The 15,647-nt window shown below is 48.3% G+C and carries 13 protein-coding genes; 4 read left to right on the top strand and 9 right to left on the bottom strand.

Going from position 1 to position 15,647, the window contains the following annotated elements; translation table 11 throughout:
• Window positions 1–130: 130 nt before the first annotated feature.
• Window positions 131–877 (bottom strand): type I methionyl aminopeptidase, encoded by a 747-nt coding sequence (map, locus tag AC1S8V_RS02595; protein ID WP_339304469.1) that lies wholly within the window; start codon window positions 875–877, stop codon window positions 131–133.
• 207 nt (window positions 878–1,084) lie between these two features.
• Between map and AC1S8V_RS02590 the strand changes: the two genes are divergently transcribed.
• Complete coding sequence (locus tag AC1S8V_RS02590; RefSeq protein WP_017690946.1) at window positions 1,085–1,294, top strand: hypothetical protein; 210 nt, start codon at window positions 1,085–1,087, stop codon at window positions 1,292–1,294.
• Window positions 1,295–1,512: 218 nt separating this feature from the next.
• Here the strand turns inward: AC1S8V_RS02590 and AC1S8V_RS02585 are convergent, their stop codons facing one another.
• Together AC1S8V_RS02585 and AC1S8V_RS02580 are read right to left on the bottom strand one after the other, a co-directional pair.
• Complete coding sequence (locus tag AC1S8V_RS02585) at window positions 1,513–2,406, bottom strand: serine/threonine protein kinase (protein ID WP_482072308.1); 894 nt, start codon at window positions 2,404–2,406, stop codon at window positions 1,513–1,515.
• Window positions 2,407–2,469: 63 nt separating this feature from the next.
• Complete coding sequence (locus AC1S8V_RS02580; RefSeq protein WP_482072307.1) at window positions 2,470–3,156, bottom strand: hypothetical protein; 687 nt, start codon at window positions 3,154–3,156, stop codon at window positions 2,470–2,472.
• A gap of 544 nt (window positions 3,157–3,700) precedes the next feature.
• Between AC1S8V_RS02580 and AC1S8V_RS02575 the strand changes: the two genes are divergently transcribed.
• The gene (locus AC1S8V_RS02575; protein ID WP_482072306.1) at window positions 3,701–4,654 is read left to right on the top strand and encodes an L-lactate dehydrogenase; all 954 of its coding nucleotides are present in this window, start codon (window positions 3,701–3,703) and stop codon (window positions 4,652–4,654) included.
• A gap of 138 nt (window positions 4,655–4,792) precedes the next feature.
• Here AC1S8V_RS02575 and AC1S8V_RS02570 read toward each other — a convergent pair whose 3' ends face one another.
• Window positions 4,793–7,501: a PAS domain S-box protein gene (locus tag AC1S8V_RS02570; protein ID WP_482072305.1), complete on the bottom strand. Its 2,709-nt coding sequence runs from the start codon at window positions 7,499–7,501 to the stop codon at window positions 4,793–4,795.
• Between the two features lie 675 nt (window positions 7,502–8,176).
• Here AC1S8V_RS02570 and AC1S8V_RS02565 point away from each other — a divergent pair.
• On the top strand, window positions 8,177–8,737 hold the full coding sequence (locus tag AC1S8V_RS02565) for an acyltransferase (RefSeq protein ID WP_076215950.1): 561 nt from the start codon (window positions 8,177–8,179) through the stop codon (window positions 8,735–8,737).
• A gap of 93 nt (window positions 8,738–8,830) precedes the next feature.
• Here AC1S8V_RS02565 and AC1S8V_RS02560 read toward each other — a convergent pair whose 3' ends face one another.
• The 5 genes from AC1S8V_RS02560 to AC1S8V_RS02540 all read right to left on the bottom strand — a co-directional run bounded on the left by AC1S8V_RS02560 (window position 8,831) and on the right by AC1S8V_RS02540 (window position 13,513).
• Window positions 8,831–9,565: an ABC transporter permease gene (locus AC1S8V_RS02560; protein ID WP_482072304.1), complete on the bottom strand. Its 735-nt coding sequence runs from the start codon at window positions 9,563–9,565 to the stop codon at window positions 8,831–8,833.
• A 1-nt stretch (window position 9,566) separates the two neighbouring features.
• Entirely contained in the window at window positions 9,567–10,283 is a 717-nt protein-coding gene (locus tag AC1S8V_RS02555) for an ABC transporter permease (RefSeq protein WP_482072303.1), read from the bottom strand.
• Window positions 10,280–11,194: an ABC transporter ATP-binding protein gene (locus AC1S8V_RS02550; protein WP_482072302.1), complete on the bottom strand. Its 915-nt coding sequence runs from the start codon at window positions 11,192–11,194 to the stop codon at window positions 10,280–10,282. Before AC1S8V_RS02550 ends, AC1S8V_RS02555 begins: the two co-directional genes overlap by 4 nt.
• An 85-nt stretch (window positions 11,195–11,279) precedes the next feature.
• Window positions 11,280–12,803, bottom strand: a complete 1,524-nt coding sequence (locus tag AC1S8V_RS02545; protein WP_482072301.1) for a HAMP domain-containing sensor histidine kinase — start codon at window positions 12,801–12,803, stop codon at window positions 11,280–11,282.
• A gap of 26 nt (window positions 12,804–12,829) precedes the next feature.
• Window positions 12,830–13,513, bottom strand: coding sequence for a response regulator transcription factor (locus AC1S8V_RS02540; RefSeq protein WP_017690959.1), 684 nt, complete (start codon window positions 13,511–13,513; stop codon window positions 12,830–12,832).
• Window positions 13,514–13,740: 227 nt separating this feature from the next.
• On the opposite strand from AC1S8V_RS02540, the gene AC1S8V_RS02535 reads away from it, so the two are divergent.
• Entirely contained in the window at window positions 13,741–15,507 is a 1,767-nt protein-coding gene (locus tag AC1S8V_RS02535; RefSeq protein WP_482072300.1) for an alpha-glycosidase, read from the top strand.
• The last annotated feature ends 140 nt before the right edge of the window (window positions 15,508–15,647 follow it).

Below are 15,647 nucleotides of genomic sequence, written 5' to 3'. Positions count from 1 at the left end.
GAAAATTCGTTAAAATCTGCTTCCTTCGGAGTTTTCAGACACATCCTAGTTTAAACCGAAACAGGCGGATCACAAACGTGGGCCGCCTTGAAATATGCAAATATCGTCACATTGTAGCTGCTTTTGGCTATTATTGTGCTGTCAAAATCACTGGACCATCCGCCGTAATCGCAATCGTATGTTCATACTGGGCAGACAGACTTCCATCCATAGTACGCGCAGTCCATCCATCTGAATCCAGCTTGCTGCGGTACGTACCAATATTCAGCATCGGTTCGATCGTAATAACCATGCCTTCCTTGAGACGTGGACCCCGATGTGGTGGACCATAGTGAGGGACTTGTGGTTCCTCATGCATCTTCTCACCAATGCCGTGTCCAATAAACTCACGTACAACCGACAGACCTTCACCTTCTGCATACACTTGAATGGCATGGGAGATATCGCCGATCCGGTTGCCAACCACGGCAAGTTCAATGCCTTTGTACAGAGAGTTTTTGGTTACATCCAGCAGATGTTGTGCTTCCGGAGTCACTTCACCTACAGCATAAGACCAAGCCGAATCCGCCAGCCAGCCATTCAGATTAACCACCATGTCGATTGTAACGATATCGCCGTCTTTCAGTGCATATTTTCCCGGAAACCCATGACAGATCACATCATTAACCGACGCACATGTCGCATATTGGTATCCGTTGTATCCCTTTTGTTCCGGCGTAGCGCCATTTTTCTTCATAAAAGCCTCTGCAAACTGGTCGATCTCCTGTGTCGTAATGCCCGGACGAATCATCTTTGCAATTTCTCTATGGCACGCGGCGAGAATTTCTCCGGCTTTTTTCATATATTCAATCTGTTCTTTGGTCTTCAATGTAATCATAATAACTACTCCTGTCCGTTAAAATCTTATCCTGTCCTCTATTGTAACGCTAAACGCTCAAAATAAAAAATTCCGTGCAATCAGCAACATCCTATTATACGCCAAGCTCCTGTCCAGTGAATACAATTATCCATGAAAAACTCGAAACCCCTTCTGATCTGGCCACGTATATGGTTAAAACAGTTGAAGTCGAAAGGGTGAAAGCTCATGTTCAAAAAGATTATCGGCAAACTTATCGATTCCAAATCTTCATCTCACCGCAAACGTTACAGCTCCTCGGACAGGCGCTCATATAAACGTCACAGCAGTTCCTCAGGCAAGCGTTCCTACAAGCGCTATTCTTCTTCGGATGTGAAATACCGGGACAGCCGCAGTGGCTCCGGGTATTACAAAAGCAGAAAATACAGCTCCAGCTAAGCTGCTCTCACGACTGTTTTAAATAACTAATGATCGTTCCAGCTCAGTGGAAGCTACCATAAATAAAAATGTAACAAAGGGGTGTTCTGTTGGCCATAAGTACGGCTGGAGAACACCCCTTTTGATTGTTTCTTTATCATGAAAAAGGAAAAGACCCCTACAGATATAACACGAAGAGGTCCCTGATAATAAATATGGGTTCACCTGTAGAACTTATTTCATCTTACTTTCTGCAACACATGGTCCATCTCTGCCAGTAACTCCATCGCCCCGCCTTCATAACCCGGACGAAGTCCAAGGAGTCGCTCCAGCATCTGGTGCAATTCCGGCGTAAGCTTAAGTTCCTCCTGCCAGCTGGCTGGTTCTCGGCCCTTCTCTGGCTCATAAGCCGAATACAGCATAAAGAGCAGAAAGTGGCCGATGTCCTGCAAATCATGATCCGGTGTAGCCGGTTCATCTTCAGGCTCAGGGACTTCACGCATACGTCGCTTTAGCTCCGGCAACAACGGCTCCCCCAAGCGTCTCGCCAGGCCAAAGTCAATCAGATGCACCGTCCCTTCACGTAAAATAACATTGGGAATCCGCACATCTCCATGAATATATCCTTGCTCATGCACATGAGCCACCGGAGCCAGCAGTTGACCTGCCAGTTCCAGACATTCGCGCTCCGTATAACGAAGACCTTGCTCAAATATGCATTCTTCCAGCGTCTGTCCACGAATATACTCGGTAACGATATAACGTCGTCTCCCGGATGTGAACACATCCAATAGATCAGGGATCGCCGGATGATGCAGACGTTTCATCACGTCCGCCTCCCGCTCCAACAGCTTCGCAGAGAGTCTTCCCTTGCTGGACTTGGACTCCTTCAACGCCACTTCCTTGCCGTTCTGCTCATCTGTACACAGGTATGTTAGCCCATAACTCCCCATACCCAGCAATTCCTGTATTGTATAACGCTCAGCAATGGTCGTCCCTTCCCGCCTGGGACGGTCCGTCCATAGCCCGAGCAATCTTTGAAAACTTCGTCGCAGCTCCACAGATCCTCCCACGCCAGCTTCCCGATCATCCCGGTCTTGTTCTATACCGAGCGATCCATTGCCAGTCTTCATGTTGTATGGAGCTTATTATATCAGGCCGCTACTGCAAAATCACGATGGGCAAGAGCCTGTCTCTCAAGCTTCCTTATGCTTCTTGGGCAGTAGTCCAAACAACATGCGCAGCGATAATCCTTTCGGTTTGCGTTTTCTTCCCTGGAAGCTTCGCAGATTAGTCACGAGTTCGCGATCCCGCTCCTCTTCCAGCTTCTCGTTCATCCATAGACGCTGTTTCTCCATCTGTTCCTGAAGAACCATATGTGTCTCTGCCAGATGCTGAAGGGTCAACTCCAGTTCATCGACCCGCTGTTGCAGCAGTTGTACCCGATCGTCCCGTTGTTGTTCTACAGCACCATAAGTCACCTCACTTACCAGTTGTCCCAGACCCTCATAAGATCTCAGATTACCCGTTGCTTCAGGTTCTTCAGGGAATACAGATGACATCGATGTTGCCGCACATTCCGGCTCTGCCAGACCTTCGATTCTCACTGCAGGTACATCTACATTTACTTCTACGACAGGTACTTCTGGAGCCAACACAGTCACCACAGCATCAGCCAGGGGCAGATTATGCTCCCTGAGTTCAGTCATCAGGCGTTCAATGCACTCGATGTCGTCGGACTTGAATAGTCTGGATTTGTTGGCGGAACGTTCGAACCGGTACCCCTGCTCTTCCAATGCCGCCGCATATTTACGAAGAGTACTGGCACCTATGCCCAGGCTCTTGGCCGTTTCCGTCGTTGCTCCTGCTTCTTCAATCATCATTAATTCCCTCCCGGAATGAAGTCTTTTGGGAATCAATTTCATAATACCTTTAGTGAGTTATGAAATTGATTCTTGGATAAACACATTATGGCTTCAGCGTTCCTTTTTGGAACCGTCATCGGATCGGGGCAACCTGTCTCAGGGATCAAGTGTGTGTTATCTTTTGCTTGTCCGTATGTATTCGTCAGCTTCTCGGTAGATCCCTTTGACGGTTTTGTTCTGTTTCTGCGGATTCCTAAGAACTTTTGTCAGGTATATGTTCCGCACAAATCCCCCCCAATCCGACAACGAGTATGAATGCTGTCATGTTGAATGACACAGGTGCAAACGCCGTCAAATCATATGATTATGAATTATTCATGTCAATTTTGTTAACTCCATTGCTCCAATACGCTCCCGCGATAGTGGATATCATTGCTGTACAGCTTTTCCGTGTGTTATCTTATGTAACGTAGAATTACATTTCAGCATAAAATAAAGGACTATACTTAACATAGGACACGTAAGTGTTGGATAAATCAATGTAAATGGGGGCTGAACGGCAGTGTTAGGCAAATCAGGTAAAGTAGCGGTGATCGGGGCGGGTCTGGTCGGTTCGAGTTGCGCGTATTCCATGATTAATCAATCCATATGCAGGGAAATTATGATGGTGGACCGGACGTATGAACGTGCTGTAGCACAGGCGCTGGATTTTTCCCATTGTATGGACTTCACACATAATCGCACCAAAGTATATGCAGGGACGTACGCGGATTGTGGCAATATGGATGTAATTATCCTAACCGCCGGGGCGAATCCCAAGCCAGGACAGACAAGGCTGGATATTCTGGAGGAAGCGGAGTCGATTACCAAAGACATCGTGGTTCCGATCATGAACAGTGGATTTAACGGGATTTTTGTCGTCGCTGCCAATCCGGTTGACATAGTAACTTATATAGTATGGAAATTATCAGGCCTACCGCGTGAGCATGTCATCGGTACAGGGACGTCCATTGACTCTTCGCGGCTCAAAACACTGCTGTCTGAAGTCTTCTCCATCGATCCACGCAGTGTGCATGGTTATGCTCTCGGGGAGCACGGAGAATCCCAGTTCGTGGCTTGGTCGCATGTGACCATCGGTGGTAAACCGATTATGCACATCATGGATCAGCACAAGGAGCGTTTCAAACATCTGGATCTGGATGATATCGCACGTAAAACGAAGGATGCCGGTTGGGAGATCTTTACCCGTAAAGGCTCTACTCAATTCGGGATCGGCAATGCCCTCGCACACATCACCCGTTCCATCCTCAATGACGAACACAAAATCATCGCCGTATCGGCTATTCTGGATGGAGAGTACGAGCAACACAACGTCTGCGTCGGTGTTCCCGCAATCATCGGTGGAAATGGCATTCAAGAGATTATCGAATTGAATCTGGATGCAACGGAACGTGAGAAATTCAACAATTCCTGTGAAATCCTATCAGATAACATCAATCGTCTGACACTGGCATAACCCATTTGTATACAGCTCAACTTCATATGCTTCAGCTCAAGTTCAAGAGCCTGTCCACGCAAACACGCCAATAACACTCCATCTGAGGAGGATTATTGGCGTGTTTGCGTTTATTATGGTTCACAGCCGAGTAGTTGTTCAATTCGGTGCAAGTTGAGGTTCGTCCCTTGGCCCCCATTGCTGTAACACCCGCTTCAACTCACTCAGCATAACCGGTTTGCTAATAAAGTCACGCATACCCATCTCCAGACAAGCTTCCTTATCTTCACGTTTGGCCTTGCCTGTAACTGCAATAATTGGAGGTATACGATCCTGTGGAATTAGGCGGTGTAACAGGTCTGTCGCCTTGAGTCCATCCATCACAGGCATATGAATATCCATCAGGACAATATCATAAGCATTCTGAGAGATGGCATCAATCGCCTCCACGCCATTGGTACACACATCTGCCTCGTATCCGAGCTTCTCCAGATATTCTCGCAAAATCTTTCGGTTCACCGGATGATCCTCAGCCACGAGAATCCGCATGGCTACCTTGTCACTTTGGCGTGTACGATCATGATGGAATTGACTCGCTGTCTGTTCTGCTGAAGCATCTACACTCGTCGCAGGAACAGCAAATCGGAAGGTTGAACCTTCCCCTTCTATGCTCTCGACGCTGATACTTCCTCCCATGATCTCCACGAGTCGCTTGGAGATGACCAGTCCCAATCCTGTACCACCATATTTGCGGTTAATCACCGGATGCAGCTGAGAAAAGGACTGGAACAACTGATCTAGCTTGTCAGCCGGGATGCCGATCCCCGTATCTTGCACAGCAAAATCAAGAACGCTATCTTCAGGCTTCTTGCCTTTAATGATGTCCACGGTAACATCAATACTTCCCCGGTCTGTGAACTTGAGCGCATTGCCAACCAGATTCACCAGAATCTGCCGAATACGCATCGAGTCACCTACCATGAACTCAGGAATACTTGGATTGAGACGATATCTGATCTCCAGATGTTTCTCATCTGCACGGGGTTTAAACAGTTCGGCAACCTGTTCCAGCATCTTGCGTAATTCAAATGGTTCATAAGCCAGCGCCATTTTCCCGGATTCCAGCTTACTGAAGTCCAAAATATCATTCAGAATGTTCAGCAGAGCATCGCCGCTGTCTTGAATAATCTCGGCATATTCACGCTGTTCTTCCGATAAATCGGTACCGATCAACAATTCTGTCATCCCCACGATCCCGTTCATCGGTGTCCGGATCTCATGGCTGACCATCGACAGAAATTCTGACTTGGCCTGAGCTGCCAGCTCAGCTGTTTCTTTGGCACGTACAATTTCACGTTCGCCAGTCACATCATTAAACACAACCACCGCGCCCTGAATCTGTCCCTGTTCAATAATCGGCGTCACCTGATACTGCACCAGAAAGCTGCTGCCATCTTTACGCCAGAACACATCTTCCTTAATTGAACGTCTCTGTCCATCCAACACGGTCATGTGGATCGGGCACTCTTCTTGTGGCAAATGACTTCCGTCTGCACGGGTGTGATGGATGATGGAATGTGAGTTTTTGCCAATGAATTCTTTCGCCTCATAACCGAACATCGAAGCTGCTGCTGGATTCATAAACATGGTGATTCCATCCGCATCCAAACCATATATTCCTTCCGTAACCGTGTTGAGAATCAGCTCATGTTGCTTGCTTAGCTCCTGAATCCGTTCCGTATATTCCTTGCGCTCGGTAATATCGGACACGATCCCATAGACACCTACCATTTCCTTATCCACAATAATGGGCACATTCGTAACCGATACTTCGATCTTTCGACCACTTGAATTGACGATTCGGGTCTCATAATATTGCGGTTCGCCTTGCTTCACCATTTCAAAATAATGTTTGCCGTATTGCACTTCGCATTTATCCAGATTGGATAAAAAAGATTGGCCAATAAGCTTATTTCGCGGAATATCCAACATTTGCACCAGTTTGCTGTTCACTGCGCTGTATTTACCTTCCAGATTCAATGAATACACAGCTGCCGGGTTATGTTCAAATAGCGATCTGTATCGCTGACGGCTTTCCCGAAGACGTCTTTCCGCATCCTTATGCTGGGTAATATCCCTGCTGATGCTTACAATCTGGACACTCTTGCCACGCTCTCCAGCCACAGGTTTCGCCAATGTCTCCATCCAGATATAATGTCCCTTCTTGTGCAACACACGCATCTTGCAGCCATTGCCGATCTTGGAAAGATCCATAGGGTCCGGATAATCTCCCGGATAACAATAATCCTTGAAGGACTTTCCTATGACTTCCTCCGGCTTATAACCTAGTAAGGTGTACACGGAAGGGGAAACGTATAACAACTCACCATCCGTAGCACAAGTCGTAATCAGATCTTGTGCATGGTCAGCCAGCACCTGATATTTCTCCTGTGCCTCCTTAAGCTCACGTTGCACTTCCAGGATAGCGGTAACATCTTTGGCAATGCCATAGATTCCTACGACTTCTTTTCCCTCCGTTATAGGCACATACGTGATCTCTGCCTGTTTCAGGGAACCATCTTTATGATAAAAAGTAATGGAATTACTGACTGAACGTCCAGCCAGTACCTCTTTAATGTATTGTTTGCGTGAATTTTCACTGTCCGGAGGACAGATCTCACTCTGATTCATACGAATCAAGTCATCCAGTGTATACCCCGATATCCGCTCTACCGAGGGATTAGCATCAATATAGTTTCCATGAATGTCCATCACATAAATGGCATCCGGATGATTAAAAAACAGTGATTGGTAAGAACTTCCCTCAGAAATAATGCGCTTCAGGGTTTCCGTTTTATTAATATCCAAGGCTTACCCCTCTTTTCTCAGCCACTTTCTTCATCTAACAGAAGGAATTAATTATCCCTTACAGAAATGGGCCTACCCTCGAATAACCATGTAAGCCTGCCTAGAAACAGCTTTTTTTTATTTTATCAGATTCTCGTCTCATTTTGCTTACAATCTATGATCCAATTCACATGATGTGTGATGTAATACTTGGAATTTTGATATTACTTAGGAGGTGTCTTCAAACGCAGGCAAGTTATACAAGAATCGATGTAAGCCTCTAACAAGCTTGAAGTTGAAGCCAGCTGATTCTGGCGAATGGGTAAACGATTTTCTTAAGAACTCAGGACATCTTATTTGGTGTCCAGGTCCCCTTTTTAAATTTTAAAGAACATCAGACACGTTAATCCCCATAATCTCCTGTCATAAACGCTGCAAACGGTTGTTTCATTGGATATAACATGTCTCAGGTTCCTTAGATTTCTGAGATCACTTCAAATCCTTGAATAAGACTCCTCGGATTCGTTAGGGAGTTGAGAGGATGAACCCGCCCCCCGCCTGAGGCAAAGCTTCTCAAAGAAAGAGAGATAATCCGCTCTTATGACGCCTCGATGTAAAATTAACGATACATTTTGTATCAAAAAGGCTATAATCGTTAAAAAAACGTTTTTTGACTACGGAGAGGACGGATGAATCATGCTGCCCAACAGATTTAAAATTGCTTACGGCAAACTAAGAGGCTTGGCCATCTTTGGTAAAATTCAGCCCTCTATGGGCCTGCTGCCACGAATTCGGGGTAAGGTTTATCTGAATAGATTGGGTGACTTGCAGGTGGGAAAGCGGCTTAACATCATAGGCAAACCTTGGGGAACCCAGTTAACGGTGGTCAAGGGCGCGCGGTTAACAATTGGCGATGACGTCATGATTAATGCAGGAGTGGGGATTGCCGCAAACGTTGAAGTGACCATCGGCAATAATGTCATGATTGGTCCTAGAACAAGCATATTCGACAGTGCCTACCACCGAATTGACTCGCTGGATGATGGGAGCCAGACTGCCAAGCGGATTGTGATTCAGGATAATGCCTGGATTGGTACAGGCGCGCTTATTTTGCCCGGAGTGACCATTGGCAGAAATGCAGTTGTGGCAGCAGGAAGCACGGTAACCAAAGATGTACCCGAAAATACACTTGTAGCCGGCGCACCAGCCAAGATCATTCGGGAGTTGACCATTCATGATGGGTGGGTCAGACATTAGAAAAAATCCTCCTGAAGCGTACATACAATAGAGCTTTGCATGTTTTGCTTAAGAGGATTTTGATCTACGATAACCAAGTGTGTAACGGATTATTCAGATTTCTTTTTTCGCAAAATACATCATGCCGATTCCAATGAAAATAACAGCACTGCCTCCGACGACCGTTAGCATCGTCATCAGTGGTACATTGTAGGCTCCGAAACCTCCGCCGTCCACGGGTGTCATCAGAATCATCGGTTGTGCCCATGGATAATACGGCCCAAATGTAGCTGAGTTCACGATGAGAATATTCGGTACAGTCAGTGCAAAATTCAGCGCGAGCGGTGCGGCAAAGCTGCTCCACACCAGGGAAACGAACATCTGCAAGGCAGCCAGTGGGACACAGGCCAGCAACCCAAGCAGCAGTTTGCTCGCCAAGAATCCCCAAGGTACTGGCATCGCAATGTCATGAACCATGCCTGCCAGCAGAATGGACATCAGCAACAATACTTGTGTACCCGCCAGAAGCATGAGTACAATCGTCAGTTTGCCTGCATATACACCTGAACGTGTGAGCGGCAAAACCAGCATCTGCTTCCACCCTCCTCCTGCATGTTCGAAACGGCAGACAAAGGACGTAAACACACCGGTCAGCATCGGCAACAGGAGTAATCCGTGCAGGAAGACCATGGTGCCCATCAATACCTGCCAATTCCCCGATGGAGTGGACAAGAGTCCGATGAGCAGCGCAATGAGTGGACTCAGCAGAATCAGGAGCCATATGGGGGACTTGCCCATTTTCAACCGTTCAGCGGACAGAATTCGGAAATACGTTGTCGCAAAGCTCATATCAGGCCACATCCTTCCGGCTAAAGTGCACCATACCGAGCAACAGGATCAAGAGCCCCAGACCTGCACCCATGCCTGCATACAGATATGGATGGGGTCCATTCCAGGCCATCTGCGCCCATGCGAGCGGAAAGTTCGGTGAGATACTGAGTGCGAACATGCCCGTTATCGCGAGAACGATGCCCAGGGTGACAGGAAGCGCCTGATTCTTGTTTACCATCGTGAGCCATAACTCCAACGACAACACGGGAAGAGCACCAGCTAAAGGCAGCAGCCCCAGCTTGATTGCATGCATCCAAGGGATCTCACTGGCATGGAATCCGAGGACCAGACCCAGACCCACAATTCCTGCGGTTAGCAGCAAGCAGGAGATCACCAGCAGCAGGCAGGCAAGCAGGAACTTGGCCAGATACACGGCCGGTCTGGGAATCGGCATCGCGAGCAGCTGTTTCCACGATCCCTGTTCATGCTCGACATTTGCGATCATGGAGCTGAGAATGGTTGCCCCCAGCATCAGGGACAAGGGCACAAAGATAACCACATTGCCCAGCAATCCGCCCCACAGGTTATCTGCATACTGCTCTTTCAGATAGTCCAACCGTAATCCGAAATTAAGCGCCTGCATTGCTGTAAGTCCAAGAGGGGCCAAAAAGACGAGAAACCAGATTCCTTTCCCCCGAATCTTGAGCCAGTCCGACGATAACGCACGTCCGGTCATATGGTTGCCCCCTCGCCAATGACCCGCATGAACAGATCCTCCAGCGACTGACGCTGTTCCTCTACACGATACACATCATGATCCTGCTCAATCAATCGGCGCACAAGCAGTGCAACCGAAGGGTTATCCATATAAGGGAATGTTAACGCAGAACCCTGTTGCTGACCGAATTGCCCCTGTTCTCTCGCCAGCTTCATAGCCTCTTCCGGCTCGGAAACCGTTAATCGGATAGAGCTACCCGTCTGACTATGCAGACTCGCAATGGTATCCTGAAGCACCATTTTTCCATCACGGATAATGCCGACACGGCTGGCCATCTGCTCCACCTCGCTTAGCAAGTGACTGGAAACCAGTACGGTAATCCCGTGCTCCAGAGGCATGCGTTTGATCAACTCACGAATCTCCTGAATGCCGGCAGGATCAAGCCCATTCGTTGGTTCGTCCAGGATCAGCAGCTCCGGTTCACCCAGCAAAGCGCTGGCAATACCCAAACGTTGCTTCATCCCAAGGGAATACCCCTTCACCGAACGTTTGGCATCCTTGGTCAGATCTACAATGGACAGCACTTCAGCAATTCTCGATTTTGGTACATTGATGATGCGACGTAAGGTTTCCAGATTCTCTACCGCGTTCAGATGTCCGTAATAGGACGGGTATTCGACCAAGGAACCCACACGGCGCAAAATATCCATGCGATCCTTGCGGATATCCTTGTCAAAGACACGGATCACGCCTTTGGTTGGTTTAATCAAGCCGAGAAGCATGCGAATCGTTGTTGTTTTGCCGGCACCATTGGGACCGAGGAAGCCGTAGATATCTCCCTTTTTAATATGCAGATCAAGTTCACGGACCGCTGCACGGTCCCGGTATGTTTTCCATAAATTCGCCGTTTGAATAATATTATCACTCATTGTATGATCACCTCGGAACTATCGTAACCCTCCAAGGTTAAAGCCAAGGTAGTCTCCAGTTTAAGTTTAGTTTAAAAAAGCTATTTCAGCGGTTGGTTGTTTCCCTGTTTCCCTTACCACTGTAGATATATGTCCAGACACCCGCATCAGAACTCTCTTCCCGCTTGCGCAGTCCCATCTCACGAATCAACAGGTCTACAATGGATAGGCCCAGACCTGTGCCTTTTGTGTCGGAATCCTGTTGCATTCCCGGACCACGATCTTGAATAACAATAGCGGTCTCGCCCTGAATCTCCTGTGTTGATATGCCAATATACTTCCCGCTGGCGGCATGACGGATCACGTTTTGGAACAAATTATCGAGAATACGGCGCATTCCCTGCTCATCCATATGCCATATCAATGGTTTCTCCGGAAGGTCAATATCAATTTCGAATTGCTCTTTCTCCCAGACCGGGTACCAGGCCGCCGCCGTTTCCCTGACGATCCGCAGTATATCTTTCTCTTCCAGCTTCAGTGTATATTTCCCACTCGTGAGCAAATTGTAGGATAACATGTTGTCAATGAGGCCGCCGAGATCCTCCATCTTCACTTCCATGCGATGTAATGAACGGTCACCTTGCTCGCTGAGCGCTTCTTTATGCAAAGCATGCATATGTCCACGAATCACCGTTAGCGGGGTACGCAGATCGTGGGAGAGCCCTGCAATGAGACGTTTGCGTAATTGTTCTTCCTCGCGTTCACGCTCGCGGCTGTCGGACAGTTGATGCACCATCTGATTGAAGGATTCCTCCAACTGACCGATCTCATCTGACCGACGAATATCAACTGGAAGCGGAATGCCTTCCTTACCCGGAGTCATCATCGCCGTCTGCAATCGAATAAGCCTTTTGCGAATACGTGCGAAGAAGAGAATCGACATCATGATGAAGATCATGAAGATGATAGTCATGACAATGCCGAGATACAAGAGTTCCAGCGGCCAGTTACTCTGTGTCATTTGCAGAAGTGAACGCGGCACTTCAATGATCATGAAGCCCTGCCCTTTGTCCTGTTCATTCCCGCCGATATATGCAACTACGGTCAGCGGATCGCGAAAGGAAGCTTCTTTCATGAATTGCACCGTATTGTTCACATTCCATAAGGCTGGAATTCGGGTCTCTGCCGTTTGCCCGGAATCCAGTGACCATCTCAATGTCGTGTCTGTCATGCCATCCGGCGACGTGGATTCCAGCAGCGTTACATCTTCACCACCAAGAATAAAGAGGGTCTCACCACTCGCATTCACACGATACATGGAAGATTTGGGATACATGCCATGTAACTGCTCCAACCGGGCCTTAATCTCCTCATCCGAAACACCATCCAAGTTCTCTGCTTCACGCGACCATAGGTTACTGATTCGGGTAACGTCACCGTAAGGTGCAGCTTGATTCGTATTCGTGTTATTTACCACCACAACATATATAATGGATATGATCGGAAGCACAACGGGCACAAATAATACTGCCGCCAAGATCAGGATGATGTATCTGGACATCAAGGACCGCCCAAAGCGAAGTTTGCGCCGCCCGGATTGCTTCCCATCCATGCTTCGTTCTGCCTTCATGATCTTTCGTTCTCTGAACGGCCTGATCATGGCTTCTTCACACGATATCCCACACCGCGGACCGTTTGAATAACTACCGGATTGGCCGGATCAAGCTCCAGCTTTTCGCGCAGATGCCGAATATGTACCATCAAGGTCTTGTCCCCATCCAGATAGGGCTCGTTCCAGACGGCCTCATAGATCTGCTCTTTCGTTCGAATCATGCCCATATGTCGTAGCAGGTAGGCGAAGATGTGGAACTGTTTTCCCGATAAAATAATCTCATCCCCCGTCTCCTCATTGACGATCCGGTTGTCCTTCTCATAAATGGAGAGATGATCCAGCTTCAGGGCTGTATCCGATGAGACCGCAGTTCCTGCCTTACGCAGCTGGACCTCGATTCGGGCAGCCAGTTCATCGGGGTGAAATGGTTTGGTCACATAGTCATCGGCAAAATCAAGACCGTGCAACTTGTCGTCAATGGATGTTCTGGCCGAGAGCATGACAATGGGCACGGCGGGATGTTCTTTTTTCAGTCGCTGACCCACCGTAAATCCATCCAGCCCGGGCAGCATAACATCCAGAATAATGAGTGAACAACCGACAGCAGCCTCCGCTGCACCTTCACCACTGCCGAGCCATACCACCTCATAACCGCGCTCCTCCAGATCGGCTCTGACCCATGTCGCAATTTCCGTATCGTCTTCAATATATAACAGTTTAGTTTTCATCCGAATATTCGTTTCCTTTCTGTCCCCATTGGGTTAATGATATATCTGAGCATAATAATGATAAAAGCTGCCTATAACAAATGAATTCATGTCTTGTTGAAACAATGTTGAAGCCTTTACGTTACCACACATGCTAATTATAGCTTATCCATTAACGTGGGGAATGTCATATTAATCAAGTCTACCAAGTACATATTAGTTCTACACCTGACGGGAGGAATTTCATTATGCTGCTGGAAGCCATCTATCATCAACCGAAACGGAACTGGGCCTATGCCTACGACCGGGATACGATCCGTCTACGCCTGCGTGCCAAAAAGGACGATCTGACCGAGGTACATGCCTTGACCGGGGACAAATATGCTTGGGATGCAACCAAAGCGCTGGTTCCCTTAACCAAGTTTACGACAGACTCCATGTTCGATTATTACGAAGGTGAAGTGAAGCCTCCTTACCACCGACTGAAGTACTCTTTTCTATTAAAAAACGGAGACGAACAGATCTGGATGACCGAGACGGACTTCCAGGAAGAAGAACCGGACGATCCGGGCCGTATGTTCCAGTTCCCTTATATTCACGCCGGAGCTGTGTTCACACCCCCTGCATGGGTGAAGGATGCAGTGTTCTATCAGATTTTCCCTGAACGATTCGCGAACGGCAACCCAGATATTAGTCCGGAAAAGGTGGAACCGTGGGGGGGCGAGCCGACACCATTCAATTTCTTCGGCGGTGACCTTCAGGGCGTGATCGACCATCTGGATTACATCAGCCAGCTTGGTATTAATGCAATCTACTTCACACCCATCTTCGAAGCCACCACCAATCACAAATACGATACCGAGGACTACCTGCATGTAGACCGGCACTTTGGTGACGCAGATACCGTGAAAAGGCTGGTCGAGCTGTGCCATGCGCGCGGAATCCGCGTTCTGCTGGATGCCGTGTTCAACCATTCCGGGAAGACGTTTGCACCGTTTGTGGATGTACAGAAGAACGGGGAACAATCCAAATACAAGGACTGGTTCCACGTGCACGAATTCCCGCTGGATGTGAAGGATGGCATTCCTACCTATGAGACATTCGGATTCGAAGCGCACATGCCGAAGCTCAATACGGAGAATCCGGAGGTTAAGGCCTATCTGCTGGAAGTTGCCGAATACTGGATCAAGGAAGTGGGTGCAGACGGATGGAGACTGGATGTCGCGGACGAAGTGGATGATGCATTCTGGCGTGATTTCCGCCGTGTAGTCAAAGCCGCTAATCCGGATGCCTATATTCTGGGCGAAGTATGGAACGAGTCCTCTGCCTGGCTGCAGGGAGATCAGTTCGATGCTTCCATGAACTATCCGTTTACCGATGCCGTGAATGCCTTTTTTGTGAAAAATACCATGCAGGCCGAACAGTTTGCGAACTCCATCGGTCGACAGTTATCCCGCTATCCGCTTCAGGCCAGCGAAGTAGCATTCAACTTGCTGGACAGCCACGATACCCCGCGTCTACTCACCCTGTGTGAGGGCGATCAGCGCAAGATGAAGCTGGCTGCGTTATTCCAATTCAGTTATATGGGGGCTCCGTGCATCTATTACGGAGACGAGATCGGAATGGACGGTGAGCATGATCCCGGCTGCCGGAAATGCATGGAGTGGGATGAAGCAAAGCAGGACCGGGAACTGCTCGACTTTTATCAGAAACTGATCTCCCTGCGTCATGCTCATCCCGCCCTCCGTGCGGAAGGCACCATTCGTTTCCTGCAGGCTCGCCACAATGGGGGGCAACTGGTATTCGAACGGCAAGACAATGAGGAACGCATCCTCATCTTGTTCAATCGTTCAGAGGAGACAGCCATTGTCGAACTGGAGGCAGGTGACGGTGAGTGGACCGAGCTGTTCGGCGGAAACCATCGTACTGCCAAGGAAGATGGCGTGCTCGCCATTGAGCTGCCTACGTATGGATATGCCGTACTGAGTACGGCTGTGACTCAGGGATCGTCTTAATACTCATACATGTGTCATTCCGTTTATGCAGTACATCTCGGCTATACCCAACCGCAAAACAAGCGTCCTGCATGACCTGAATCCAGGTTTGCGGACGCTTGTTTTTGTATTCGCCGTTATACATAATAATGTCACTGATT

The organism is Paenibacillus sp. B46(2026) (assembly GCF_056786355.1).
The sequence above is the reverse complement of the archived record's forward strand: the minus strand, read 5'-3'. Positions and strand labels throughout refer to the sequence as shown.

Bases quoted from the DNA above. Each gene is read 5' to 3' on its own strand.
- map (WP_339304469.1), bottom strand. From the start codon at position 877: ATGATTACATTGAAGACCAAAGAACAGATTGAATATATGAAAAAAGCC.
- AC1S8V_RS02590 (WP_017690946.1), top strand. From the start codon at position 1,085: ATGTTCAAAAAGATTATCGGCAAACTTATCGATTCCAAATCTTCATCT.
- AC1S8V_RS02585 (WP_482072308.1), bottom strand. From the start codon at position 2,406: ATGAAGACTGGCAATGGATCGCTCGGTATAGAACAAGACCGGGATGAT.
- AC1S8V_RS02580 (WP_482072307.1), bottom strand. From the start codon at position 3,156: ATGATGATTGAAGAAGCAGGAGCAACGACGGAAACGGCCAAGAGCCTG.
- AC1S8V_RS02565 (WP_076215950.1), top strand. From the start codon at position 8,177: ATGCTGCCCAACAGATTTAAAATTGCTTACGGCAAACTAAGAGGCTTG.
- AC1S8V_RS02560 (WP_482072304.1), bottom strand. From the start codon at position 9,565: ATGAGCTTTGCGACAACGTATTTCCGAATTCTGTCCGCTGAACGGTTG.
- AC1S8V_RS02555 (WP_482072303.1), bottom strand. From the start codon at position 10,283: ATGACCGGACGTGCGTTATCGTCGGACTGGCTCAAGATTCGGGGGAAA.
- AC1S8V_RS02550 (WP_482072302.1), bottom strand. From the start codon at position 11,194: ATGAGTGATAATATTATTCAAACGGCGAATTTATGGAAAACATACCGG.
- AC1S8V_RS02545 (WP_482072301.1), bottom strand. From the start codon at position 12,803: ATGAAGGCAGAACGAAGCATGGATGGGAAGCAATCCGGGCGGCGCAAA.
- AC1S8V_RS02540 (WP_017690959.1), bottom strand. From the start codon at position 13,513: ATGAAAACTAAACTGTTATATATTGAAGACGATACGGAAATTGCGACA.
- AC1S8V_RS02535 (WP_482072300.1), top strand. From the start codon at position 13,741: ATGCTGCTGGAAGCCATCTATCATCAACCGAAACGGAACTGGGCCTAT.